Here is a 21,872-nt window from a genome sequence, read left to right on the forward strand (position 1 = left end):
CTGGGTAAGAGGGTGTCAAAATGAAAAACTGGCCGCTACAAAGAGCGGCCAGGATGGAAGTTTAGCGGAACTGCCGCGATTCTGGTCCAAAAAACTTGAGTTGGCGTCTATTTGGGTAAAAAACTGACACCAACCCAAGAGCCAACCCCGGGGTCGTACCCTGAGGGTACGACCCCAGCCCTTGCGTTTGGGTTCAGCCAGAACCTACACCCAGCCCTTCGCTTTCACATCCGCATACGTCTTGTCCAGGCACAGCCGTATCAATGCCACCATTTCATCGATCTGCGCGCGCGTTATCACCAGCGGCGGGGCGACGATCATGCGCTCGCCCACGGCACGCATGATGACGCCATTGTCGAACATGTGGCCGCGGCAGATCATGCCCACGCCCTGGTCCTCGTCGAACAGCTCGTTGTCGTGCACGGTGGCGCCCTTCCTGCGCACCAGGTTCAGGCCCGCGACGAGGCCGCAGCTGTCCGCATAGCCGACCAGCGGATGTTCGGCCAGGCTGGCGAAGCATTGCTTCAGGTAGGGTCCCGTATCCTCGGCCACCTTCGCCACCAGTTGCTCTTCCTCGATGATGCGGATGTTTTCCAGCGCCGCCGCGCAGGCGACGGGATGGCCGGAATACGTGAAACCGTGCGTGAATTCGCCGCCCTGCTCGATCAATACCGTGGCCACCCTGTCGCCCACCAGCACGCCGCCCAGCGGCACATAGCCCGAGGTGACACCCTTGGCAAAGGTGATCAGGTCGGGCTTGATGCCGAACAGTTCGGAGCCGAACCAGCGCCCCAGTCGGCCGAAGCCGCAGATGACTTCATCGGCGATCAGCAAGATGTCGTACTTGTCGCAGATGCGCTGGATTTCGGGCCAGTAGGTCGAAGGCGGGATGATGACGCCGCCCGCGCCCTGCACCGGTTCGCCGATGAAGGCGGCCACCTTGTCGGCGCCGATTTCCAGAATCTTGTCTTCCAGCCAGCCGGCCGCTTTGACACCGAACTCCTCGGGACTCAAACCGTGGCCCGACTCCAGGTAATTGGGTTGGCCGATGTGCGCGATGCCCGGTATCGGCAAGCCGCCCTGCGCATGCATGCCATCCATGCCGCCCAGCGACGCTCCCGCCACCGTACTGCCGTGATACGCGTTGTGGCGGCTGATGATGGTGTGGCGCTCCTTGTGGCCAAGAATGTCCCAGTAGCGGCGCACCATGCGCAAATTCGTGTCATTGCCTTCCGAGCCGGAACTGGTGAAGAACACGTGCTGGAACTGCGGCGGCGATATTTGCGCCAGCTTGGCCGCCAGTTGCGCGGCCGGCACGTTCGTCGTGCCAAAGAAGCTGTTATAGAAGGGCAGCGTCTCCATCTGCCGGTACACGGCTTGCGAAATCGACGTGCGGCCGTAGCCCACGTTGACGCACCACAGGCCCGACATGCCGTCGACGATCTTCTTGCCCTGGCTGTCCCACAGGTAGACGCCGTCGCCGCGCACCATCACGCGCGCACCCTTGCTTGCCAGATCTTTAAAATCGGTGAATGGATGCAGGTAGTGGGCCGAATCCATGTGCTGGATGGCGGCCGTGTCATACACCTGCGGCGCCGCATTCCTTTGCGCCACGGAGTCGACAAAAGCGGCGCTCGGCGCCAGTGGATTGTTGCTTGTGCTCATGCGTGTTCCTTTTAAACGTGTAATAACAGGTGTTCGCGCTCCCACGGACTGATGACGGTCATGAACTCCTGGTGCTCCAGGTCCTTGATGGCTGCATACACGTCGATGAAGCGCTCGCCCAGCACCGTGCGCAGCTTGTCTTCCGCGCGCAGCAGTTGCAGGGCCTCGGGCAAGCCTTGCGGCAACTCGAATTTCATGTCGTAGGCGCTGCCCACCATCATCGGCGTCGCTTCCAGCTGCTCCGTCATGCCGAGATATCCGCAGGCCAGGGTTACGGCCAGGGCCAGGTAGGGATTCGCGTCGGCGCCGATGATGCGGTTTTCCACGCGCCGGTCCTGCACGCCCGACTCGGGCACGCGGAAGCCCACCGTGCGGTTGTCCAGGCCCCACTGGATGTTGATGGGTGCGGCCGTGTGGCGCACGATGCGGCGGTAGGAGTTCACGTAGGGCGCGACGATGGCCATGGCCGACGGCATGTAGCGCTGCAGGCCCGCGATGTAATGCTTGAAGATGGGCGCGGCCGAACCGTCCTCGTTGCTGAAAATGTTCAGGCCCGTCTTCGCATCCGTCACGCTCTGGTGCACGTGCATGGCGGAACCCGGCTCGCCCGCCATGGGCTTGGCCATGAAGGTGGCGTACATATCGTGTTTTAACGCTGCTTCGCGCAGGGTGCGCTTGAAGAAGAAGACCTTGTCGGCCAGGCCCAGCGGGTCGCCATGCAGGAAGTTGATTTCCATCTGCCCCGCGCCGATCTCGTGGATCAGCGTATCGACGTCAAGGTTCATCAATTCGCAGTAATCGTAGATATCCTCGAACAGCGGGTCGAATTCGTTGACGGCGTCGATGCTGTACACCTGGCGGCTCGTCTCGGCCCGGCCGCTGCGGCCGATGGGCGGCTTCAATGGCAAGTCCGGGTCCGTGTTTTTCGCCGTCAGGTAGAACTCCAGCTCCGGCGCCACCACGGGTTTCCAGCCCTTGTCCGCATACAGTTTCAGCACGCGCCGCAGCACGGAGCGGGGAGCGAAATCGACCAGCGCGCCGTCGGCAAAATAGCAGTCGTGGATGACTTGCGCGGTAGGGTCCGTGGCCCACGGCACCATGGTGATGGTGGTCGGGTCGGCCTTCAAGATCATGTCGCGGTCGGTGCTGGAAATGGCGCGGTCATAGCCGCCATCGTCGACCGGGTAATTGCCCGTCACCGTCATGCCCAGCACCGCTTCCGGGATGCGCATGCCGCGCTCCTGGGTGAATTTCCCGCGCGGCAGGATCTTCCCCCGCGCCACGCCCGTCAAGTCGGGCACCAGGCATTCGATTTCCGTGACGCGCTTTTCATTGAGCCACAAATCCATATCCGTATAGGTGAAATTTTCGCGTATTGCCATGTTTCCCTCTCGTTGGTCTTGCGCTTTTCCTGATTAAGCGCCGCATGGTGCTGGTGCGGCGCGCCTGTCATTCTTTCTTCCTGTGCTGCTGTTCCTGGAAATCGCGGCACGCATGGCCAAAAGCGTCGAACAGCCGCATCGACTGCGGGTTGTCTTCCACCTGCCACTCCGGGTGCCATTGCACGGCCAGCGTAAAACCGGCGGCGCTGGCCACGCTATACGCTTCCACCAGGCCGTCGTCGGCCAGTGCTTCCGCCAGCAAGCCATCGGCCAGCCGAGCGATGCCCTGGCCATGCAGGGAATTGACCATCATCTCGCTCTCGCCGCCCAGCAACCGTGCCAGCAGGCCGTCGGGCATCAACTTGATGCGGTGTGCGGGTGCATACTGGCGCGCCAGGGGATCGAGCACGTTTTCGCGGTGGTCTTGCATGCCCGGCACGGCGTGCACGGCCTGGTGCAGGCTGCCGCCAAGGGCCACATTGACTTCCTGGAAGCCGCGGCAGATGGCCAGCAAGGGCAGCTGGCGCGCCAGCGCGGCGCGGATCAGGGGCAAGGTGGTGGCGTCGCGCGCGGGATCTTGCGGCAGGTCGGGATGCAGGATGTCTTCGCCATACAGGCGCGCGTCGACGTTCGAGGCCGAACCGGTCAGCATCACGCCATCGGCAATCCGCAGCGCCGCTTCCAGGTCGGCATCGGCGCCCAGGGCCGGCAGCAGCAGCGGCATGCAGCCGGCGCCGCGCAGCACGGCGTGCAGGTATTTGTCCTGCGCCATGTGCCAGGCGTGGCTGCCAAGCTGGCGCTGGCAGGCGGGGACGAGAACGATGGGACGGCGCATAGAGTGCTACCTCGCTGGCGTGACGATCCAATGACAGCGCATGACAGCGCTGCCGCTCGCTTCACTGTACAGCAGAGCCGGCAGGGGCGGCCACACCGATGGACGTGGCCAGCAGCGGCGCATATCGCCTACACTACGGCTTTGCAATATTGCCTTTCTTAAATCATCATATGCCCGTCCGGCGCCAAACACCAGCGCCGCAGGCAAAGTCCCTCACTTTCCCATGCATCCACACCGTTTTCCAGCCTTTCCAAGTACCTGTTCCCCCCTGCGGGAGCAGCCATGAAGCACATGCCGTGGCGCGACTTCTTCGCCCTCGTGGTCAGCATCGGCGTGGTGGGCCTGGGCCTGGGCGCCACCATGCCGCTCACCGCGCTGACCCTGCACCAGCGCGGCGTGGGCACGGACATCATCGGCATGATCACGGCCGTCAGCGCCCTCGGCATCCTGGCCGCTTCGCCATTCGTCTCGCGCTGGGTGGGACGCTTCGGCGCGCGCGCCACCATGCTGGGCGCCGTCTGGGTGGCGTCGCTGGCGACGATCGCCATGCAGTGTACCGACCACTTGCTGGCGTGGAGCGTGCTACGCTTCCTGTTCGGCGGCGCCATGGGCGTGCTGTTTACCATCGGCGAGGCGTGGGTCAACCGCCTGGCGCCCGACAATTCGCGCGGCCGCGTGGTGGCCATGTACACCACCAGTTTTACGTTTTTCCAGCTGATCGGCCCCGCCCTCGTGGCCCTGTTCAACGACAAGATCAGCTGGAGCTTCGCCGCCTGCGGCCTGCTGTTTTTGCTGGCCGTGCCGGGCCTGATGCTGATCTCGAACAGCGGCCCGGAACGCGAACCGGAGGAACACGGCGTGAAGTGGACCTTGATCCTGCCGCGCATGCCGATGATCGTGCTGGGCGCCGCCTTCTTCGCCCTGTTCGACACCCTCGCATTGAGCTTACTGCCCCTGTACGCGATGGAGCACGGCATTGGCACGAACCTGGCCCTGCTGTCGGCCACCGTGGTGCTGGTGGGCGACACGGGCCTGCAATTCGCGCTGGGCTGGATGGCCGACCGATTCGGCCGCGCCAGGGTCCACGCGGGCTGCGGCGTGGCCGTCTGCCTGCTGCTGCCGCTGCTGCCGTTCGCCGTCGGCACGCCGTGGCTGTGGTGGACCCTGCTGCTGTTGCTGGGCGCGGCGGCGGGCGGCATCTACATGCTGGCGCTGGTGGCGTGCGGTGAGCGTTTTACGGGCCTGTCGCTGACCAGCGCCAGCGCCATCGTCAACGCCACCTGGGGTATCACCAGCGGCGGCGGGCCACTGCTGACGGGCGTGCTGATGCAGTCGGTGGGCGTGAACGCCCTGCCTGCCGTGATGTGGGTGTGCGCCGCCATTTTCGTGGGCAGCGCCGTATGGGAACGCCGGAAGGGAATCGTCTAGCGTTTTTTACTTCATTTCCAGCCGCTGCCGCAGCTCCTCGGCCACCGGATAATCGGGATACGCCTGCCGGAACGCCGTCCACTCCTCGTGCGCCAGGGTACCCTCGCCCGCCTTGAGCAGGGCGTCGATCTTCACCAGCCACACGGAAGCGTCGAGCCTGGCCGGTGGCGGCAGCGGAACGGAACGGGCCGCGACGGGCGCGGGCGCGGGCATGGCCAGCGCGCGCTGCACGGACGCCGGGCGCTGCAGGCCGGCTTCAGCCTGCATGGCGGCTTGCTGCTCCATCGCCTCACGCATTGCCCGGGCCGGAGGAGGCGGCGGTGCTGGCGGAGGCAGGGGTGCTGGCACTGGCTCGGCCTGCGCTGGCATCCTGGGTGCCGCTTTGGCCATGGCGCGCAGTGCCGGTGGCGCAGACTCAGTCGCGGGCGCAGCGGCAGGTACGGTGACAGGTGCAGGCGTCACGTCCTGCGTGACCGGTTCCCCGACCACGGGAAATTGCGCCGGCTTCGAGCCGAACCAGTCCACACCGATCAGGTTTACCGTCAACAGCACGGCGGCGGCCAGTCCCAGCGGCACGCGCCAGCGCTGCAGGTAATCGGGCGATTTCTTGGCCGGCAAGGTGCGCCGCACGCCATCGGCGCTGTCGTTCGCGGCCGCCGGCTTGTCCAAGGCTTTTTCAGCGTCGGCCAGGATGGCCGCATCGAGCGCGCTGGAAGGCGCGGGCTGCGGCAGGCTGTCCAGCAGCGCCTTCAATTCGTCGTCGTGATGCTCTGTATCGTGCGTATTCATGCCTGTGCTCCCGCGCCAGCGGCGCTGTCCAAGCCCGCGCGCAATTTCTGCATGGCGTAGCGCAGCCGGCTCTTGACTGTTTCCGCTTCCGCCCCCGTCACCACGGCGATCTCGAGGATGCTCATGCCGCTGAACTGCTGCAGCACCAGCGCTTCCTTTTGCTCCACCGGCAGCGCGGCGATGGCCGCATGCAGCAGCGCATGCTGCTGTTTCTGCTCCAGCGATTGCGGCGGCGATGCGCCCTCGTCCACCAGTTCGCCCGCGTCCTCGTGTTGCTGCCCTTCCCGCTGGCGCAGCAGGTCGATCAGGCGGTTGCGCGCGATCTGGTACAGATAGGTGCGAAACGCCGCCTGCGGCTGGTAGCCCGTGCGCGCCGCATGCAGGCTGGCCCACGCATCCTGCACGATCTCGTCGACCCACGCGCGCCGGGGAGAACGCCATGCCACGAAGCGGTACAGGCCCTGGCTATGGCGCCGGTACAATTCGCGAAACGACGGCAGGTCGCCGGCGCTGTAGCGCAGCATCAGTTCTTCATCCGTGGCAGTGAGTAATGTGTCGGGCATGCGAAGCAGTGTAGCCGAACTGCGCGGCAGCGACAATTCCCATGCTCCTTCAGCGTACAGTGGACGCAATGGGCGCATAGCTGATGCGGCGCACTTCACGGATCTGTCCATCCTTGAGCGCCCCTTCCACCACTTCATAGCCGAGCAGGGCGAAGACCCGGCCCCGCAGGAACAGGGGCCGCGCATTGCCATACCAGTCCACGCAGGATGCGCGGCAACCGTCGTCCGGTGCCGGACCGGGACGCGCGGCCAGCGCACCGAGTTCCGTCAATGTCAAACCACTGTTGCGCAGGTACAGGACGGAGGCGGCCGGCCGGCTTGATCCCGGCCGCTCGTCCGCGCCCAGGATGGGCAGGCCGATCACGCCCTCACTGGCCGTGTGCGGCTTGTAGAAAAAGCCGTGGCTGCGCGACTCGCCCTGCGCCGCATCGGCGCGGATGTAGCGCGTGGCAATCGCCGCCTGCGCCCCCAGGCGGATGCTGCTGAAGTGCAGATCCTTGCCCTGCGCGCCGATCACCACGGCGTCATTGCCCAGCGCTTCGATGCGCTCCACGCCGTGCGGCAGGGACAAGGCTTGCACGCTGCCCGCATCGGCCCAGCGCACGGCATACAGGGGCTGGTGCGGCCAGGCCTGGTCCGCCTGACGGCGTCCTGCATTGCCCGGATTGCCGTACAACAAATATGACCCCACATAGCGGTTCTGCAGACCGTAGCCGCCGCCGCCGGGCAGCGCCTTGTAGCTGCCGGCCGGCGCGCTGTCGCGGCCATCGGAAAACGACGCCAATGGCACGCGCAGCAAGGCCATGTCGCCACGCCCGCGCGCGCCATCCCACATGGCGTCGCCCTGGCCTTCGGCGCGCAGCAGGACGTTCAGGTGGCCGTCAGCGCTTTCCAGGAACGAGAACTGGTCGACGGGCGCACCCGCCACCTTCAGGGCGCTGGGCGCCGAACCATCGAGGGGAATGCGGAACACGCCCGAGTCGCTGCCGCGGCGCGTGGTCCACACGAACACGGATTCACCCGACACATAAAATACGCGGCCCTGCGGCCCCATCACGGCGGTCGCTGCGCAGCGCATGTCGCGCTGCGCCAGGTCGCACACGGTGACCGTGTGCAGGGTCAGACCAAAGCCCGGTTCGGGCTCGTCATCGGTGCGGTAGATGCGCGTAGCCGGGGCAATGCGCCTGAAGTCGGACGGCACGGCGTCGGGACGCCAGCGGCGCAGGGCGGGAAAGCCGCCGAACGGGTCGCCACGGCGCAAATTCAGCGACAGGGGCGAATAGAACACCAGTTTGCTGCCGATCAGGCGGCTGGCGTAATTACGCGACGAGTAATAATCGTTGGAGCGCAAATGGTAAGTCGAGCGGTAGGCCAGCTTGCCGTCCGCGTCGATGTCGAACAAGCCGATCTCCGTGCCGCCCCGGCTGTAGCTGTAGCCGATCACCACCAGCGTATCGCCGTCGATCAGCATCTCGTCATACCAGCTGCCCGACGGGTCGGCCCCCGGCGTAAATGCGTCGAGCGAGGCCACGGGCTGCAAGGCATTGCCTCCCACCTGCACGGTGAACAGCTTGCCGCGCCGGAGCATCACCAGGTGCTTGCCATGCAGCTTGACGATGCCGCCTTCGTCCACGCCCACCGTCTGCACATTGGTGACGGATTCCGCCGCTTCCGCCGACGCTGCCGGCGCGGCTTTCGCCATCATCGGCGCAGCAGGGGCCGGCGATGGTGCCGCCATGGGCTGCGCCGTGGCGCGCTGCAGTTTCCGCTGCTCCCTTTGCAGTGCCGCCTGGCGCGCCTGCAACTGCTGCAGGTAGCTGCTCAAGGCTTGCTCGCTGGCGAACGGCGCCAGGGTTTTCCTTGGCGCCGTCTCGGCGGCGTGGCAGCCGGCCGACAGCAGCAGGGACAGTATCAATGTGATCTTGAGGGCGCTGGACATCGCTTCTTCTCCGGTTGGCTGGGTGTCCAACATGAAACGCAGCGGCGCAGAAAAAGGGGTTAAGCGCGCGTAAAAATAGTCAGGAAGCTGCCGCCCTATTCAAATCCCCGAATCCGGTCGCCGTTGAAATTCGGCAGGCGCCACTCGAAATGCAGGGCCAGGAAGCGGAACAGGAAACCGGCACCGATGGACGCCAGCTGCGCCACCGAGCTGTCGACCTTGAAGTGCAGCAGGCCGACATACAGGGCGCCCGTAAACAGGGCCACGGTGGCATACACCTCTCGCTGCAGCACGAGCGGAATCTGGTTGCACAGGATGTCGCGCAACAGGCCGCCGAAGACGCCCGTGATCATCCCCGCCAGCACGACGATGGCCGGATGCATCTTGGCCGACATGGCGATATCGCAGCCGATCACGCAAAACGCCACCAGGCCCAGTCCATCGACCAGCAGGAAGACGGCGCGCAGATGGTGCAGATAGCGCGCGACAAAGGCCGTGACGACGGCCGCGCCGATGGTAAACAGCAGGTATTCGGGATGCGCGATCCAGCCCAGTGGGTAGTGCCCCAGCAGCACGTCGCGCACGGTGCCGCCGCCCAGCGCCGTGACGGTGCCGATCATGCAGATGCCGAACAAATCCATGCCGCGCCGCATGCCCATGATGGCGCCGGACATCGCTTCGGCGACAATCGCCACCAGGTAAATCGTATATAGCAGCATGGTCTTACTCTTCCGAAAATGATTTGAGAATTTGTTCGCGTTCGCGCGCTTCGCTCAGGGTGCGCGCTTCGTGGCCCGTGCCGCTGGTGCCGCGCTCTTCGCCGTTGGCCAGGCGCGTGTCGGCGCCCAGGCTGCCACTGCCGCAGCTGACGCTGCTGTGGATAAAGGCATGGTTATCCTTCAGGCAGTCGCCGGCCAGGTATTCCGCATACACGTAATCGCCGTCGAGCAGGGCCAGGCCTGGCGGCTCAGCCAATACCTGTTCGCGGCGGCCCTGCACGGCCACCTGCATGTAGTCGCGCCAGACGGGCAGCGCCAACGTCCCCCCGGTGGCGTTGCCCAGGCTTTTCGGCTGGTCGTAGCCGAGCCAGACGACCGAGACGAGGCCCGAGGAATAGCCGGCGAACCAGGCGTCATACGCGTTGTTCGACGTGCCCGTCTTGCCGGCCGCGTCGCCGCGTCCCAGCGCCAGCGCGCCGCGTCCCGTACCGCTCTTGACGACGTCGCGCAGCATGCTGTCCATGACGTAGGCGTTGCGCGTGGAGATGACTTGCGTGCCCGGCGTCGGCTCGCCTTTGGCGCGTGGCGCCGCATCGGAAAACAGCACTTCTCCGCTGCGGTTGCGCACTTCCTTGATCAATTTGGGCGGCATCTGCACGCCGCCGTTGGCGAACACGGCATACGACTGCGCCAGCTGCAGCGGCGTGACGGCGCCAGCGCCCAGCGCCAGCGGCAGGGAGACGGGATTGCGCGCGCCCTCGAAGCCGAAGCGCGTGGCGTAGTGCTGCACGTAGCCGGGACCGGCCGCCTGCATCAGGCTGACGGCCACGAGGTTTTTCGAGCGCACGAGGCCGCGCCGCACGCTGATGAAGCCTTCATAGTTGTTGCCGTAATTGCGCGGACGCCATGGCTGCGCGCCCGTCTCCTGCGGCAGCAGCAGGCGCTGCGTATCGTCCACGGCCGTGCCGGGAAAATATCCCTTTTCCAGCGCCGCCGAATACACGAAGGGCTTGAAGCTGGAACCGGGCTGGCGATACGCCTGCATGGCGTGGTTGTAGTGGTTGCGGTAGAAATCGAAGCCGCCGGCCATGGCGACGATTTCGCCGCTGTGCGCCTCGACGGAAATGAGCGCGCCTTCCATCTCGGGCAGCTGGCTCACCAGCCAGCGTTTTTTCGCCGCGTCGTGCACCACGCGGATCACGCTGCCCTCGACGATGGTGCGCTTGCCATCCCACTGCAGCTTGCCGCCCAGGCGCGCATCCGATGCCGTGAGCACGATCTCGTCGCCATTGCGCAGCTGCGCCTTGACCTGGCGCGCACCGGCACTCTCCACCTTGCGTACCAAGGCGGCACGCAGTTCACCGCTGTCCGGGTAGGCGGCCAGCTGGCGCGCCACGCCGTCTGCGGAGGCGGCCAGGCGTGCTTCCGGGCCGCGATAGCCGCGCCGCGCCTGCGCATTCAATAGTCCATCGCGCAGCGACTTGTCGGCCGCGCGCTGCGGCGCCATGCGGATGGTGGTCGTCACGTCCAGGCCCATGCTGTAGGCGCCTTCGGGATAGCTTTGCAGGATCAATTGACGCGCTTCCTCGACCGCATACGCGGCCGCGTGCACGGAGCTGTTGCGGTCCTTGTTCAGGGCCAGTTTTTCCGCCACAGCCGCATCGTATTCGGCCGGCGTGATGTAACCGAGTTCGCGCATGCGCTGCAGGATGTAATGCTGGCGCACTGTGGCGCGCTGCGGATTGGCGACGGGGTTGTAGGCCGACGGCGCTTTCGGCAAGCCGGCCAGCATGGCCGCTTCGGCGATGCTGACGTCCGCCAGCGGCTTGTCAAAGTAAATGTTCGAGGCGGCGGAAAAGCCGTAGGAGCGCTCGCCCAGGTAAATCTGGTTCATATACAGTTCCAGCAGCTTGTCCTTGCCGTAGTGCTGTTCCAGCTTGTAGGCCAGCAGCATCTCCGTCAGCTTGCGCTGCACGGTTTTTTCGCGCGACAGGAAAAAGTCGCGCGCCACCTGCATGGTGATGGTGCTGGCGCCCTGCGCGTGGTGGCCCGTGACGACGTTGGCGAGCGTGGCGCGCGTCAAGCCATAGAAATCGACGGCGCCATGCTCATAGAAGCGCGCATCCTCGATGGCCAGCAAGGCTTGGCGCATGCGCAGCGGGATCTCCTTCAAGGGCAGAAATTCTCGGCGCTCTTCGCCGTATTCGGCCAGCAGCTCGCCTTCGCTGGAGAAAATGCGCAACGGCAGCGCGGGCTTGTACTGGGCCAGGTGCTCGACGGCGGGCAAATCCTGCCAGGCCTGGCGCAGCCACCAGCCGCCCGCCAGGGCGGCGGCCATGCCCAGGCCCAGGGTCAATCCCAGGCCGAATTTCAGATTGCGCGCCAGTTTAGATTGCGGCTTGCGGGTAGATGTGTCGTTCGCTTGTGCTTCCATGGTGGTATTCCCTTGCTGCCAGGAGGCCGCGCGCTGGCGCGTGGCACTCCATCAAAGAGGCATTGTGCACTGCAACACACCCATCCTTATGAAAAGTAAGTATTATTTAGTATTGATAAATTTTTCTTATGTTAGGCGCGCACCATGGACCTCAATCCCAAGCACACGGAAGCGTTCCGCGCCGTCGTCGAAACGGGCAGCTTCGAGCAGGCGGCGCTGCGGCTGCACCTGACGTCGCCCGCCATTTCGCAGCGGGTGCGGGCGCTGGAAAGCCAGCTGGGCAATGCCTTGATCGTGCGCAGCCGTCCCGCACGCGCCACGCGCATGGGCCAACGCCTGATGCAGTATCTGAAGCGCGCCAAGCTGCTGGAAGCGGACTTGCAGGCGGAACTAGCGGTGCAGCAGGATACCCCGCTGACCCTGGTGCTGGCGCTGAATGCGGATTCGATGGGCACGTGGTTCTTCCCCGCCCTGTCCGAGGTGTTGATACGCGAGCGCGTGCTGCTGGACCTGACCGTGGAAGACCAGGACCACACGTATACCTTGCTGGAGACGGGCATGGCCATCGGCTGCATCAGCACCGAGCCGAAACCCATGCGCGGCTGCACGGCCGAACCGCTGGGCGTGATGCGCTACTGGCTGGTGGCTACGCCCGCGTTCCGCCAGCATTGGTTCGCGCACGGCCTGACGCGCAAGGCGGCGCGCACGGCGCCCGTCGTCGCCTACACGCGCAAGGACACCCTGCAGTCATCGTTCCTGCAAGAGGCGCTGGGCTTGCCCGAAGGGGCTTACCCCTGCCATTACGTGCCGGGCGCCACCTCGCACTTCAACGCTATCCGCTACGGCCTCGGCTACGGCATGGTGCCGGAATTGCTGCTGAAAGCGAACACGGACGGCGAACTCGTGGAGATGCTCACGCCCAAGACCCCGGCCGACGTGGCCCTGTACTGGCACACGTGGAAGGTGCAGTCGCCGCGCATGGAGCAGCTGTCGCGGCAAATCATCGCGGCGGCGCGCAAGATCCTGAAATAAGTATGGTCAGATAACTACCGCTGCATGCCCCAGCGTTTCAAGGTGACGCGCTCCAGGGTGCGAAAGCCGATGTTTTCCACGATTAAACCGATGACGATGACGGCCGCCAGGCCCGCAAACACCTTGTCCGTGTAGAGTTCGTTGCGGTTCTGGAAGATATACCAGCCCAGGCCGCCCTGCCCCGATGTCGTGCCAAATACCAGCTCGGCCGCGATCAGGGTGCGCCAGGCAAACGCCCAGCCGATCTTCAATCCCGAGACGATGGACGGCAAGGCACCGGGCACGAGGATGTGCAACACCAGGCGCAAGCCGTTCAAGCCATAATTGCGGCCCGCCATGCGCAGAGTGTCGGGCACGCCCTGGAAGCCCGCATACGTGTTCAAGGCCAGCGGCCACATCACGGAATGAACGATGACAAAGATCAAACTGGCGCGCCCCAGGCCAAACCACAGCAAGGCCAGCGGCAGCAGGGCAATCGCCGGCAAGGGATTCAACATGGCCGTCAGGGTTTCCAGCACGTCACGCCCGATGCGGCTCGACACGGCCAGCAAAGTCAGCACGAAGGCGGCCAGCACGCCCACCGCATAGCCCTGCAGCAAGACGACGAGGGACGCGGCCGTGCGCGTGAGCAATTCACCGCTGGCGATGCCGCCGATAAACGCCTGCGCCGTCTGCAGAAAACCGGGCAACAATAAATCGTTATGCGTCCAGCGCGCCGCCCCTTCCCACAATAGGGCCAGGCTGAGCAAAATCAAGATCTTGCGCCATAGCGCATGCTGGCCCAGGCGCTGCCAGCGCGACAGCGGCTGCTCGACCGTGACGCCAGCCGGCGGCGGCGCCGCGTAGACGAATTCCTGGCGAATGGGCGGTTCCAGCAGCGCGCTCATACGGCCTCCCTACGTGCCGCGTCAGCTTGCTGGGCGGGAGCAACGTCCTCATCGAACAGCAAACCATGGATGCGGCTGCTGGCAGCCTGGAATTCCGCGCTGCCGGCGCTGTGCAAGCCGAACTGGTGGCTGTTGAGTTCGGCGCGCACCCGGCCCGGATGGGGCGACAGCAGCAGGATGCGGTTGCCCACGACCAGCGCTTCCTCGATCGAATGCGTGACGAAGACAAGCGTAAAACGCAGCTCTTCCCAGAGGCGGCTCAGCTCTTCCTGCATCTTGCGCCGCGTCAAGGCATCGAGGGCGGCAAACGGTTCGTCCATCAGCAGCACTTCCGGCTGCATCGCCAGGGCGCGGGCGATGGCTACCCGCTGCTTCATGCCGCCCGACAAGGTATGCGGATGGGCATCCTCGAAGCCGGCCAGGCCCACCTTGGCGATCCAGTGATGGGCACGCTCGCGGGCCGCCTGCTTGTCCAGCCGCTTGCTGGCCAGCAAGGGGAACATGACGTTCTCCAGTACCGTTTTCCATGGCGGCAACTGGTCGAATTCCTGGAATACGACGACACGGTCCGGCCCCGGTTTCTGGATGGGCTGGCCCTGCATGGCGATGCTGCCCGCGCGCGGCGCGATGAAGCCCGCCACGGCTTTTAATAAGGACGACTTGCCGCAGCCGGATGGACCCAGCAGCACAAAACGGTCGCCGCGGAACACGTCGAAACTGACGTCATGCGTGGCGCGCACGGTGCGCTGTTCGGTCCGATATTCCAGGCTGACATGCTTGACGCTGAGCAAAGGCTGTAAGGCGACTGGCGGACGTACCAGGTGAAAAGCGGGTGCATTCATATCAGCCTCCTTGCGTGATGGCAAGGTCGTCAAAGAAGTAGTCGCGCCAGCTGTCGGGCAGGTTGCGGATGGCGTTCACGCGGTGCAAAAATTGCGCCAGGCCATAGGTGTTTTGCGGCGCGATCTTGAATTGCACTTGCGGATTCGCAAAGATTTTCAGCAGCAGGTTGCGGTCCACCTTGCTCTTGTTGACCTTGATATAGATGTCGGCCGCGCCTTGCGGATTGCTGCTCGCATACTGCGCCGCTTCCGCCAGGGCGGCGATGAAGGCGCGGTACGTCTTCGGATTGTCCTTGCGGTACTTTTCCGTCGCATACAGCAGGGTCGACGAGCTGGGCCCGCCTTGCACGTCGTACGAGTTCAGGATGATGTGGGCGTTCGGGTTTTGCGCCAGTTCCTGCTCCTGGAACGGCGAATTGCCGAAGTGGCCGCTCAGCTCCGTGCCGCCGGCGATGATGGCGGCCGCCGCGTCCGGGTGCGGCAGGGTTTGCGTAATTTTATCGAGGCGGGCAAATTCCTTGTCGCCCCATTGTTTCGCCACGGCCATCTGCAATATCCTTGCCTGCACGGAAACGGAGACGGCCGGCAAGGCGATGCGGTCCTTGTCCGTCAAGTCCGCCAAGGTTTTCACCTTCGGGTTGTTGCTGATCAAATAGTAGGGGAAATTGCCCAGGGATGCGACAGCGCGCACGTTCTGCCGGCCCTTGGTGCGGTCCCAGATGGTCAGCAGCGGCCCCAGCCCGGCCCCCGCGATATCGATATTGCCGGACAACAAAGCGTCATTGATGGCCGGCCCGCCGGACAGGGTGATCCACTCGACTTTGACATCGACGCCCTGCTGCTTGCCATGCTTTTCTATCAGCTTTTGTTCCTGCGCAATATTGAGCAGCAAGAAGGTGATGCCGTGCTGGCCCGCGATGCGGATCTGACCTTCGGCCCGGGCCATGGGCATGGCCATGCACAGCAGGGCGATGGTGGCGAGCAGGCGGCGGGCAAAGCTAAAGATCGGCAACATGGACACTCCTTGGGTTAAATCAACAGTCAAAATCAGTAAGGCGCATCGCCTTCGATGGTGGTGCGGTAGAGTTTGCGGCGCTGGTCGGGCGGGCAGCCCGTCGCCAGATGCATCAGCGAGCGGTTGTCCCAGAACACCAGGTCGTGCGGCTGCCAGCGGTGCACATATAAATGCTCGGGGCGCACGCTGTGGGCGAACAGTTCATCGAGCAGGGCGCGGCTTTCATCGTCGGGCAAGCCGACGATGCGCGTGGTGAAATGCTCGCTGACGAACAGGGCGCGGCGCCCCGTTTCCGGGTGCACGCGCACGACGGGGTGCGTTACGGGTTTGACTTCATCGACCTGCGCCTGCGTCAGGGCGGGCCGCCATGGGTTGCGGCGGCGCAATTCCTCGTACTGGCTCAGGTAGCTGTGCTCGGCACGGGCACCGCGCACGGCGTGGCGCAGCGCGGCCGGCAAGCTTTCCCACGCCAGGTGCATGTTGGCAAACACGGTATCGCCGCCCTCGTCCGGCAACTCTTGCGCGTGCAGCATGGAGCCGAGGCTGGGCACTTCCTTGTACGACAGGTCGGAATGCCAGAAATGGCCCGCGTCGCCCAGGCCGATGGGCTGGCCATCTTCGACGATGTTCGAGATGATCAGCACTTCCGGCTGCGCGGGCAGCTGGAACTGGCGCAGCACGTGGATTTGCAGGGGGCCGAAGCGGCGGCTGAAATCGACTTGCTGTTGCGGCGTGATGCGCTGCTCGCGGAACACCAGCACGTGATGGTCGAGGTGGGCGTGGTGCAGGCGCTGGAAGTCGTTCAGCGACAGCGGCTGCGCCAGGTCCAGCCCCAGCACTTGCGCGCCGAGCGGCGCGTCGAACGTTTCGATACGGAAGTGGCTGGTGGACTGCACGGGTTTCAGGACGGCCGACATGGGAATTCGCCAAGAGTCAGGGGAAGTCCACTGTATGCCGGCCAGCCTTGCTTGCAAACGAAGCATTTACTATATGGATATGCGCGGCGCGTTGCGCCAGGTTGCCACAGCGGCTGTCACGCAATGGCACAGCAGCACCGGCGTTGCCCGGGAATGGCGCTAGCACGAAACTTGCTTATCTACCAATCTTTAACCCTATCCCAGGAAAGCCATGCCCATCGTCGCCCTGCTGCTCGCCTTGCTGTTCCCTGCTTCCATCCACGCCCAGGACAGCCAGGGTGAAAGTGATCTCAGCTACAAAGCCTATGTGCACAGCAACAAGCGCATCAAGTGTTTGTACGGCTATGCGGCCGACAAGACGGGCGACCATGCGGCAGCCGTCGCCATCTTTGAAGACTGCATCCGGCGCTGGAACGATGTGTATTCGATGATTTGGCTGGCCCAGCTGTATGAAACGGGCATCGGCGTGCCCAAGGACCTGGCGCAGGCGACGGCGCTGATGCGGCGCGGCGCGCATACGAACGATGACGCCGCCTATGCGCGGCTGGCGCGCTACCACTATGGCGTGGCCCTGGCCGAAGGCCGGGGCACGCCGCAGGACATTGCCCAGGCCAAGACCTGGCTGCGCCAGGCGGCGCAGGAGGGCGTGCGGGAGGCGGCCGACTACCTGGGCCGCCTGGAAGGCGCGGCACCTTAGCGCCGCGCCAGCATTGCTGGCTTACGCCGTCGCTTCGTAGCGCGCCAAACGGGTCGCCATGCGCGGCGCCAGTTCGTGGCCGGCCGTGACGGTCACTTCCAGGTCGTTCAGCAAGCCATCCTTCAAGCCATAGACCCAGCCATGGACGCTGAGTTCCTGGCCCCGTTCCCACGCATCTTGCACGATGGTGGTCTGGCACACGTTCAAGACTTGCTCGACCACGTTCAGTTCGCACAGGCGGTCGCCGCGCTGGCGGCTCGTCAGCACGTCGCCCAGGTAGCGCTCATGCTTCTGGCCCACGTCCTGGACGTGGCGCAGCCAGTTGTCGACCAGGCCGATGCGCGTGCCCGTCATGGCCGCATGCACGCCCTTGCAGCCGTAATGGCCGACGATGATGACATGTTTGACTTTCAGCACGTCCACGGCAAATTGCAGGACGGACAAGCAATTGAGGTCGGAATGCACGACCACGTTGGCAATATTACGGTGCACAAACACGTCGCCAGGCGCCATGCCCAGCAGTTCGTTGGCGGGCACGCGGCTGTCGGAGCAGCCGATCCACAGGTATTCGGGCGACGTTTGCGCTTCCAGATTCTTGAAGAAGTTCGGGTCTTTCGCCACCATCGAGTCGGCCCAGCGGCGGTTACGCTGCAGCAGTTCCGCCAGGGCCAGGCCATTTTTCGGTTCGGTCATATCGCTCCCATTGTGTGCGTACGACTGAGTTGGCGGCAGATCGCGCCCATAGGCCGGCGATGCGCGCACATTTCTCAGTCGTGGTGAAAAAAACGCCGGGATGTTTCAGCATCCCGGCGCATGGTATTACGTGTGCTTACTCAAAAAAATCCTTGACCTTGTCTTTCCAGGTCTTGCTTTGCGGACTGTGCTTGGCACCGCCCTCGGTCGTCGACTTTTCAAAGTCGCGCAGCAGGTCTTTCTGTTTTTCCGTCAGTTTCACCGGCGTTTCGATGGCCACGTGGCAGAACAGGTCGCCCGCGTAACCGGAGCGCACGCCCTTGATGCCCTTGCCTTTCAGGCGGAAGGTCTTGCCCGACTGGGTGCCTTCCGGGATCGTAAACGACACTTTGCCGTTCAGGGTAGGCACTTCGATTTCGCCGCCCAAGGCCGCCTTGGTGAACGAGATCGGCATTTCGCAATGCAGGTCGTCGCCTTCGCGCTGGAACACGGCGTGCGGCTTGATGTGGATTTCCACATACAGGTCGCCCGACGGACCGCCATTCGTGCCCGGTTCGCCGTTGCCGGACGACCGGATACGCATGCCGTTGTCGATACCGACTGGAATTTTCACTTCCAGGGTCTTGTTGCGCTTGATGCGACCGGCGCCGCCGCACGGCGTGCACGGGTCGGTGATGACCTTGCCGCTGCCATGGCATTTCGGGCAGGTTTGCTGGATGCTGAAGAAACCTTGCTGCATGCGCACCTGGCCGTGGCCACCGCACGTACCGCAAGTGGTCGGCGAGGTGCCCGGCTTGGCGCCGCTGCCGTGGCAGGTGTCGCACTTGTCCCAGCTCGGCACGCGGATGGTCGTGTCGAAGCCGTGAGCAGCTTGCTCCAGTGTAATTTCCAGGTTGTAGCGCAAGTCGGCGCCACGGTACACCTGTGGACCCGCATTGCGGCTGCGTCCACCGCCACCGCCAAAGATGTCGCCGAAGATATCGCCGAAGCTGTCGGCAAAGCCGCCAGCACCGCCGCCGAAGCCGCCACCGCCGCCCATGTTCGGGTCCACGCCAGCGTGACCGTAACGGTCATACGCATCGCGCTTTTCCGGATTGGTCAGCATCTCGTAGGCTTCTTTGACTTCCTTAAACTTTTCTTCCGATTCCTTGCTATCCGGATTGCGGTCCGGATGGTATTTCATCGCCAGTTTACGGTAAGACTTTTTGATCTCTTCTTCCGAAGCATTTTTTGCGACACCGAGTGTCTCGTAAAAATCACGCTTTGCCATGTTGTCGGCACCTTGCAGTCTATCTACTGATGTAAAAATTACACGAAAAAGCCGAGTCGAGTGCTGCGCTAGGCGCAGCGACTCGGCTCGGCCGGTCTTCGCGGCTAATCCCGCGATGTAGCGTTCAGCCCGGCTACCCCCAGTTCATGGGAGCGCAAGACACTACTTGCTGTCTTTGACTTCTTTGAAGTCAGCGTCAACAACGTCGTCTTGCTTGGCGCCTGCGTCCGATGCGCCAGCAGCTTGCTGTGCACCTTCCGCGCCGCCGGCAGCTTGCTGCGCTTGCATGTCGGCATACATTTTTTCGCCCAGTTTCTGCGATGCGCTCGACAGTGCTTCCACCTTGGCGTCGATCTCAGCCTTGTCGCCGGCCTTGATGCTTGCTTCCAGGTCGGTGATCGCCGCTTCGATCTTCTCTTTCTCGCCCGCATCCAGCTTGTCGCCGTATTCGGTCAAGGATTTCCGGGTCGAGTGTACCAGAGCATCGGCCTGGTTGCGCGACTCGGCCAATTCTTTGACCTTCTTGTCTTCTTCCGCGTTCAACTCGGCGTCTTTCACCATCTTCTGGATTTCCGCCTCGGTCAAGCCGGAATTGGCCTTGATCGTGATCTTGTTTTCCTTGCCGGTGGCCTTGTCTTTCGCGCCGACATGCAAGATGCCGTTAGCGTCGATGTCGAAGGTCACTTCGATCTGTGGCGTACCGCGCGATGCTGGCGGGATACCTTCCAGATTGAATTCGCCCAGGCCCTTGTTGCCGGCGGCGATTTCGCGCTCACCCTGGAAGACCTTGATGGTCACCGCAGGCTGGTTGTCGTCGGCCGTCGAGAAGACCTGGCTGAACTTGGTCGGAATCGTCGTGTTTTTGTGGATCATCTTGGTCATCACGCCGCCCAGGGTTTCGATACCCAGGGACAGAGGGGTGACGTCCAGCAACAGCAAGTCCTTGCGTTCGCCCGACAGGACCGAACCTTGAATCGCTGCGCCCACGGCGACGGCTTCGTCCGGGTTCACGTCCTTGCGTGGATCCTTGCCGAAGAATTCCTTCACTTTTTCCTGCACCTTCGGCATACGCGTCATGCCGCCGACCAGGATGATGTCATCGATGTCCGACACTTTCACGCCAGCATCTTTGATGGCGGTACGGCATGGTTCCATCGTGGCCGTGATCAGCTCTTCCACCAGCGATTCCAGCTTGGCGCGGGTCATCTTCAGGTTCAAGTGGACCGGTGCGCCGTTCGCCATGGCGATGTACGGCTCGTTGATCTCGGTTTGTTGCGACGACGACAATTCGATCTTCGCGCGCTCGGCCGAAGCCTTGATGCGCTGCAGGGCGATCGGATCTTTTTTCAGGTCGATGCCGTTGATCTTCTTGAACTCGTCAATGATGTAATCGATGACGCGCTGATCGAAGTCTTCGCCGCCCAGGAAGGTGTCGCCGTTGGTCGACAGCACTTCAAATTGTTTCTCGCCATCAACATCTGCGATTTCGATGATCGACACGTCGAACGTACCGCCACCCAAGTCATACACGGCGATTTTACGGTCGCCTTTTTCGGTCTTGTCCAGGCCGAACGCCAGCGCTGCCGCGGTTGGCTCGTTGATGATGCGCTTGACGTCCAGGCCAGCGATACGGCCGGCATCCTTGGTGGCTTGACGCTGCGAGTCGTTGAAGTACGCAGGCACGGTGATGACGGCTTCGGTGACTTCTTCACCGAGGTAGTCTTCTGCCGTTTTCTTCATCTTGCGCAGGACTTCAGCCGAAATTTGCGGCGGCGCCAGTTTTTTGTCGCGCACGCCGATCCATGCATCGCCATTGTCGGCTTTCATGATTTGGTACGGCATCAGCGCGATGTCTTTTTGCACTTCTTTTTCGTCGAACTTGCGACCGATCAAACGCTTGACTGCGTACAGCGTGTTTTTCGGATTGGTCACGGCCTGGCGTTTCGCTGGCGCGCCGACGAGAATTTCGCCATCTTCTTGATAAGCAATAATCGACGGCGTCGTGCGTGCGCCTTCAGCGTTTTCGATTACCTTTGGTTGACCGTTTTCCATGATGGAAACGCAGGAATTCGTGGTTCCCAGATCGATACCGATAATTCTACCCATGATTTTTTTCCTTTTATTTGCTAGATTTCAGATGGTTCTTATATGTGGCAAAGCGGCATGGTTTCAAGGCTTGCTTGATGCCGCCCTCTGATTATTTTGCTTGCGCGGTCGTTACAATGGCTGGACGCAGCAGGCGGTCCGCAATCATATAGCCCTTTTGCAGGACTGACACGATGGTATTGGCTTCCTGGTCCGCTGGCACCACGGCAACAGCCTGGTGTTTCATCGGATCGAGCTTCTCGCCCTGCACCGGCAACACTTCCACCAGGCGGTTGCGCTCGAACGCGGCGTTCAGTTGCTTCAAGGTCATCTCGACGCCTTCTTTCAGCGAGTCGATGGTCGGTGCTTCCACCGTCAGCGCCGTTTCCAGGCTGTCTTTCACCGGCACCATGGCTTCGGCAAAGCTTTCCACTGCAAATTTATGTGCTTTAGCAACATCTTCCTGCGCGCGGCGGCGGATATTTTCGCCATCGGCCTTGGCGCGCATGAAGGCATCGTGCATCTCTGCAAGACGCGCTTCGGTACTCGCCAGCTGCTCTTCCAAAGTAGGCTCTGCGGGAGTCGATGGGGCAGTCGCCGCGGCGTCCGCTTGCGGATTAGGTACAGCTTGGTTTTCCTGATCTTGCATCTGAAAAGCTCCTACAATCAATGACTTAAAT

At 63.2% G+C, this 21,872-nt stretch carries 19 protein-coding genes; 3 read left to right on the forward strand and 16 right to left on the reverse strand.

Features of this window, described 5'->3' with window-relative positions:
* Positions 1-204: 204 nt before the first annotated feature.
* The 3 genes from BZG29_RS26400 to BZG29_RS26410 all read right to left on the reverse strand — a co-directional run bounded on the left by BZG29_RS26400 (position 205) and on the right by BZG29_RS26410 (position 3,882).
* A complete protein-coding gene (locus BZG29_RS26400) occupies positions 205-1,665 on the reverse strand; it encodes an aspartate aminotransferase family protein (protein WP_077408702.1) in 1,461 nt (486 codons plus the stop codon).
* Positions 1,666-1,676: 11 nt separating this feature from the next.
* Positions 1,677-3,047, reverse strand: coding sequence for a glutamine synthetase family protein (locus BZG29_RS26405; RefSeq protein WP_076565894.1), 1,371 nt, complete (start codon positions 3,045-3,047; stop codon positions 1,677-1,679).
* Between the two features lie 67 nt (positions 3,048-3,114).
* Positions 3,115-3,882 (reverse strand): gamma-glutamyl-gamma-aminobutyrate hydrolase family protein, encoded by a 768-nt coding sequence (locus tag BZG29_RS26410; protein ID WP_077408703.1) that lies wholly within the window; start codon positions 3,880-3,882, stop codon positions 3,115-3,117.
* Between the two features lie 282 nt (positions 3,883-4,164).
* Here BZG29_RS26410 and BZG29_RS26415 point away from each other — a divergent pair, with 282 nt between their 5' ends.
* Positions 4,165-5,310, forward strand: a complete 1,146-nt coding sequence (locus BZG29_RS26415; RefSeq protein ID WP_077408704.1) for an MFS transporter — start codon at positions 4,165-4,167, stop codon at positions 5,308-5,310.
* Between the two features lie 6 nt (positions 5,311-5,316).
* Here the strand turns inward: BZG29_RS26415 and BZG29_RS26420 are convergent, their stop codons facing one another.
* The 5 genes from BZG29_RS26420 to BZG29_RS26440 form a co-directional block, all read right to left on the reverse strand.
* Entirely contained in the window at positions 5,317-6,099 is a 783-nt protein-coding gene (locus BZG29_RS26420) for a hypothetical protein (RefSeq protein ID WP_077408705.1), read from the reverse strand.
* Positions 6,096-6,662, reverse strand: coding sequence for a sigma-70 family RNA polymerase sigma factor (locus BZG29_RS26425; protein WP_253192712.1), 567 nt, complete (start codon positions 6,660-6,662; stop codon positions 6,096-6,098). Before BZG29_RS26425 ends, BZG29_RS26420 begins: the two co-directional genes overlap by 4 nt.
* Positions 6,663-6,711: 49 nt before the next feature.
* Positions 6,712-8,601 carry a beta-propeller domain-containing protein gene (locus BZG29_RS26430; protein WP_077408707.1) on the reverse strand — a complete coding sequence of 630 codons (1,890 nt, stop codon included), beginning with the start codon at positions 8,599-8,601 and terminating at the stop codon, positions 6,712-6,714.
* A 95-nt stretch (positions 8,602-8,696) separates the two neighbouring features.
* Positions 8,697-9,320: a trimeric intracellular cation channel family protein gene (locus tag BZG29_RS26435; RefSeq protein ID WP_077408708.1), complete on the reverse strand. Its 624-nt coding sequence runs from the start codon at positions 9,318-9,320 to the stop codon at positions 8,697-8,699.
* Between the two features lie 4 nt (positions 9,321-9,324).
* Entirely contained in the window at positions 9,325-11,754 is a 2,430-nt protein-coding gene (locus BZG29_RS26440) for a penicillin-binding protein 1A (RefSeq protein WP_077408709.1), read from the reverse strand.
* A gap of 144 nt (positions 11,755-11,898) precedes the next feature.
* Between BZG29_RS26440 and BZG29_RS26445 the strand changes: the two genes are divergently transcribed.
* Positions 11,899-12,786: an HTH-type transcriptional regulator ArgP gene (locus BZG29_RS26445; protein ID WP_077408710.1), complete on the forward strand. Its 888-nt coding sequence runs from the start codon at positions 11,899-11,901 to the stop codon at positions 12,784-12,786.
* A gap of 14 nt (positions 12,787-12,800) precedes the next feature.
* On the opposite strand, the gene BZG29_RS26450 is transcribed toward BZG29_RS26445, so the two are convergent.
* The 4 genes from BZG29_RS26450 to BZG29_RS26465 all read right to left on the reverse strand — a co-directional run bounded on the left by BZG29_RS26450 (position 12,801) and on the right by BZG29_RS26465 (position 16,447).
* The gene (locus BZG29_RS26450; RefSeq protein ID WP_077408711.1) at positions 12,801-13,673 is read right to left on the reverse strand and encodes an ABC transporter permease; all 873 of its coding nucleotides are present in this window, start codon (positions 13,671-13,673) and stop codon (positions 12,801-12,803) included.
* The gene (locus BZG29_RS26455; protein ID WP_077408712.1) at positions 13,670-14,515 is read right to left on the reverse strand and encodes an ABC transporter ATP-binding protein; all 846 of its coding nucleotides are present in this window, start codon (positions 14,513-14,515) and stop codon (positions 13,670-13,672) included. The genes BZG29_RS26450 and BZG29_RS26455 overlap by 4 nt, the downstream gene beginning before the upstream one ends.
* Before the next feature lies 1 nt (position 14,516).
* Positions 14,517-15,473: an ABC transporter substrate-binding protein gene (locus BZG29_RS26460; RefSeq protein WP_253192918.1), complete on the reverse strand. Its 957-nt coding sequence runs from the start codon at positions 15,471-15,473 to the stop codon at positions 14,517-14,519.
* Between the two features lie 89 nt (positions 15,474-15,562).
* Entirely contained in the window at positions 15,563-16,447 is an 885-nt protein-coding gene (locus BZG29_RS26465) for a TauD/TfdA family dioxygenase (RefSeq protein ID WP_077408714.1), read from the reverse strand.
* A gap of 211 nt (positions 16,448-16,658) precedes the next feature.
* Between BZG29_RS26465 and BZG29_RS26470 the strand changes: the two genes are divergently transcribed.
* On the forward strand, positions 16,659-17,144 hold the full coding sequence (locus BZG29_RS26470) for a tetratricopeptide repeat protein (protein ID WP_077408715.1): 486 nt from the start codon (positions 16,659-16,661) through the stop codon (positions 17,142-17,144).
* 21 nt (positions 17,145-17,165) lie between these two features.
* Here the strand turns inward: BZG29_RS26470 and can are convergent, their stop codons facing one another.
* The 4 genes from can to grpE form a co-directional block, all read right to left on the reverse strand.
* On the reverse strand, positions 17,166-17,837 hold the full coding sequence (gene can / locus BZG29_RS26475) for a carbonate dehydratase (RefSeq protein WP_077408716.1): 672 nt from the start codon (positions 17,835-17,837) through the stop codon (positions 17,166-17,168).
* Between the two features lie 136 nt (positions 17,838-17,973).
* Positions 17,974-19,107 (reverse strand): molecular chaperone DnaJ, encoded by a 1,134-nt coding sequence (gene dnaJ, locus BZG29_RS26480; RefSeq protein ID WP_034745985.1) that lies wholly within the window; start codon positions 19,105-19,107, stop codon positions 17,974-17,976.
* Positions 19,108-19,269: 162 nt separating this feature from the next.
* Positions 19,270-21,213 carry a molecular chaperone DnaK gene (gene dnaK, locus BZG29_RS26485; RefSeq protein WP_070290878.1) on the reverse strand — a complete coding sequence of 648 codons (1,944 nt, stop codon included), beginning with the start codon at positions 21,211-21,213 and terminating at the stop codon, positions 19,270-19,272.
* Positions 21,214-21,304: 91 nt separating this feature from the next.
* Positions 21,305-21,841, reverse strand: coding sequence for a nucleotide exchange factor GrpE (gene grpE, locus BZG29_RS26490; protein ID WP_077408717.1), 537 nt, complete (start codon positions 21,839-21,841; stop codon positions 21,305-21,307).
* Between the last annotated feature and the right edge of the window lie 31 nt (positions 21,842-21,872).

The organism is Janthinobacterium sp. LM6, from assembly GCF_002002885.1.
Taxonomy (GTDB): domain Bacteria; phylum Pseudomonadota; class Gammaproteobacteria; order Burkholderiales; family Burkholderiaceae_D; genus Janthinobacterium; species Janthinobacterium kumbetense.

What these genes read in the sequence shown, in the direction of transcription:
- BZG29_RS26400 (WP_077408702.1), bottom strand. Translation starts at nt 1,665, where the DNA reads ATGAGCACAAGCAACAATCCACTGGCGCCGAGCGCCGCTTTTGTCGAC.
- BZG29_RS26405 (WP_076565894.1), bottom strand. Translation starts at nt 3,047, where the DNA reads ATGGCAATACGCGAAAATTTCACCTATACGGATATGGATTTGTGGCTC.
- BZG29_RS26410 (WP_077408703.1), bottom strand. Translation starts at nt 3,882, where the DNA reads ATGCGCCGTCCCATCGTTCTCGTCCCCGCCTGCCAGCGCCAGCTTGGC.
- BZG29_RS26415 (WP_077408704.1), top strand. Translation starts at nt 4,165, where the DNA reads ATGAAGCACATGCCGTGGCGCGACTTCTTCGCCCTCGTGGTCAGCATC.
- BZG29_RS26420 (WP_077408705.1), bottom strand. Translation starts at nt 6,099, where the DNA reads ATGAATACGCACGATACAGAGCATCACGACGACGAATTGAAGGCGCTG.
- BZG29_RS26425 (WP_253192712.1), bottom strand. Translation starts at nt 6,662, where the DNA reads ATGCCCGACACATTACTCACTGCCACGGATGAAGAACTGATGCTGCGC.
- BZG29_RS26430 (WP_077408707.1), bottom strand. Translation starts at nt 8,601, where the DNA reads ATGTCCAGCGCCCTCAAGATCACATTGATACTGTCCCTGCTGCTGTCG.
- BZG29_RS26435 (WP_077408708.1), bottom strand. Translation starts at nt 9,320, where the DNA reads ATGCTGCTATATACGATTTACCTGGTGGCGATTGTCGCCGAAGCGATG.
- BZG29_RS26440 (WP_077408709.1), bottom strand. Translation starts at nt 11,754, where the DNA reads ATGGAAGCACAAGCGAACGACACATCTACCCGCAAGCCGCAATCTAAA.
- BZG29_RS26445 (WP_077408710.1), top strand. Translation starts at nt 11,899, where the DNA reads ATGGACCTCAATCCCAAGCACACGGAAGCGTTCCGCGCCGTCGTCGAA.
- BZG29_RS26450 (WP_077408711.1), bottom strand. Translation starts at nt 13,673, where the DNA reads ATGAGCGCGCTGCTGGAACCGCCCATTCGCCAGGAATTCGTCTACGCG.
- BZG29_RS26455 (WP_077408712.1), bottom strand. Translation starts at nt 14,515, where the DNA reads ATGAATGCACCCGCTTTTCACCTGGTACGTCCGCCAGTCGCCTTACAG.
- BZG29_RS26460 (WP_253192918.1), bottom strand. Translation starts at nt 15,473, where the DNA reads ATGGCCATGCCCATGGCCCGGGCCGAAGGTCAGATCCGCATCGCGGGC.
- BZG29_RS26465 (WP_077408714.1), bottom strand. Translation starts at nt 16,447, where the DNA reads ATGTCGGCCGTCCTGAAACCCGTGCAGTCCACCAGCCACTTCCGTATC.
- BZG29_RS26470 (WP_077408715.1), top strand. Translation starts at nt 16,659, where the DNA reads ATGCCCATCGTCGCCCTGCTGCTCGCCTTGCTGTTCCCTGCTTCCATC.
- can (WP_077408716.1), bottom strand. Translation starts at nt 17,837, where the DNA reads ATGACCGAACCGAAAAATGGCCTGGCCCTGGCGGAACTGCTGCAGCGT.
- dnaJ (WP_034745985.1), bottom strand. Translation starts at nt 19,107, where the DNA reads ATGGCAAAGCGTGATTTTTACGAGACACTCGGTGTCGCAAAAAATGCT.
- dnaK (WP_070290878.1), bottom strand. Translation starts at nt 21,213, where the DNA reads ATGGGTAGAATTATCGGTATCGATCTGGGAACCACGAATTCCTGCGTT.
- grpE (WP_077408717.1), bottom strand. Translation starts at nt 21,841, where the DNA reads ATGCAAGATCAGGAAAACCAAGCTGTACCTAATCCGCAAGCGGACGCC.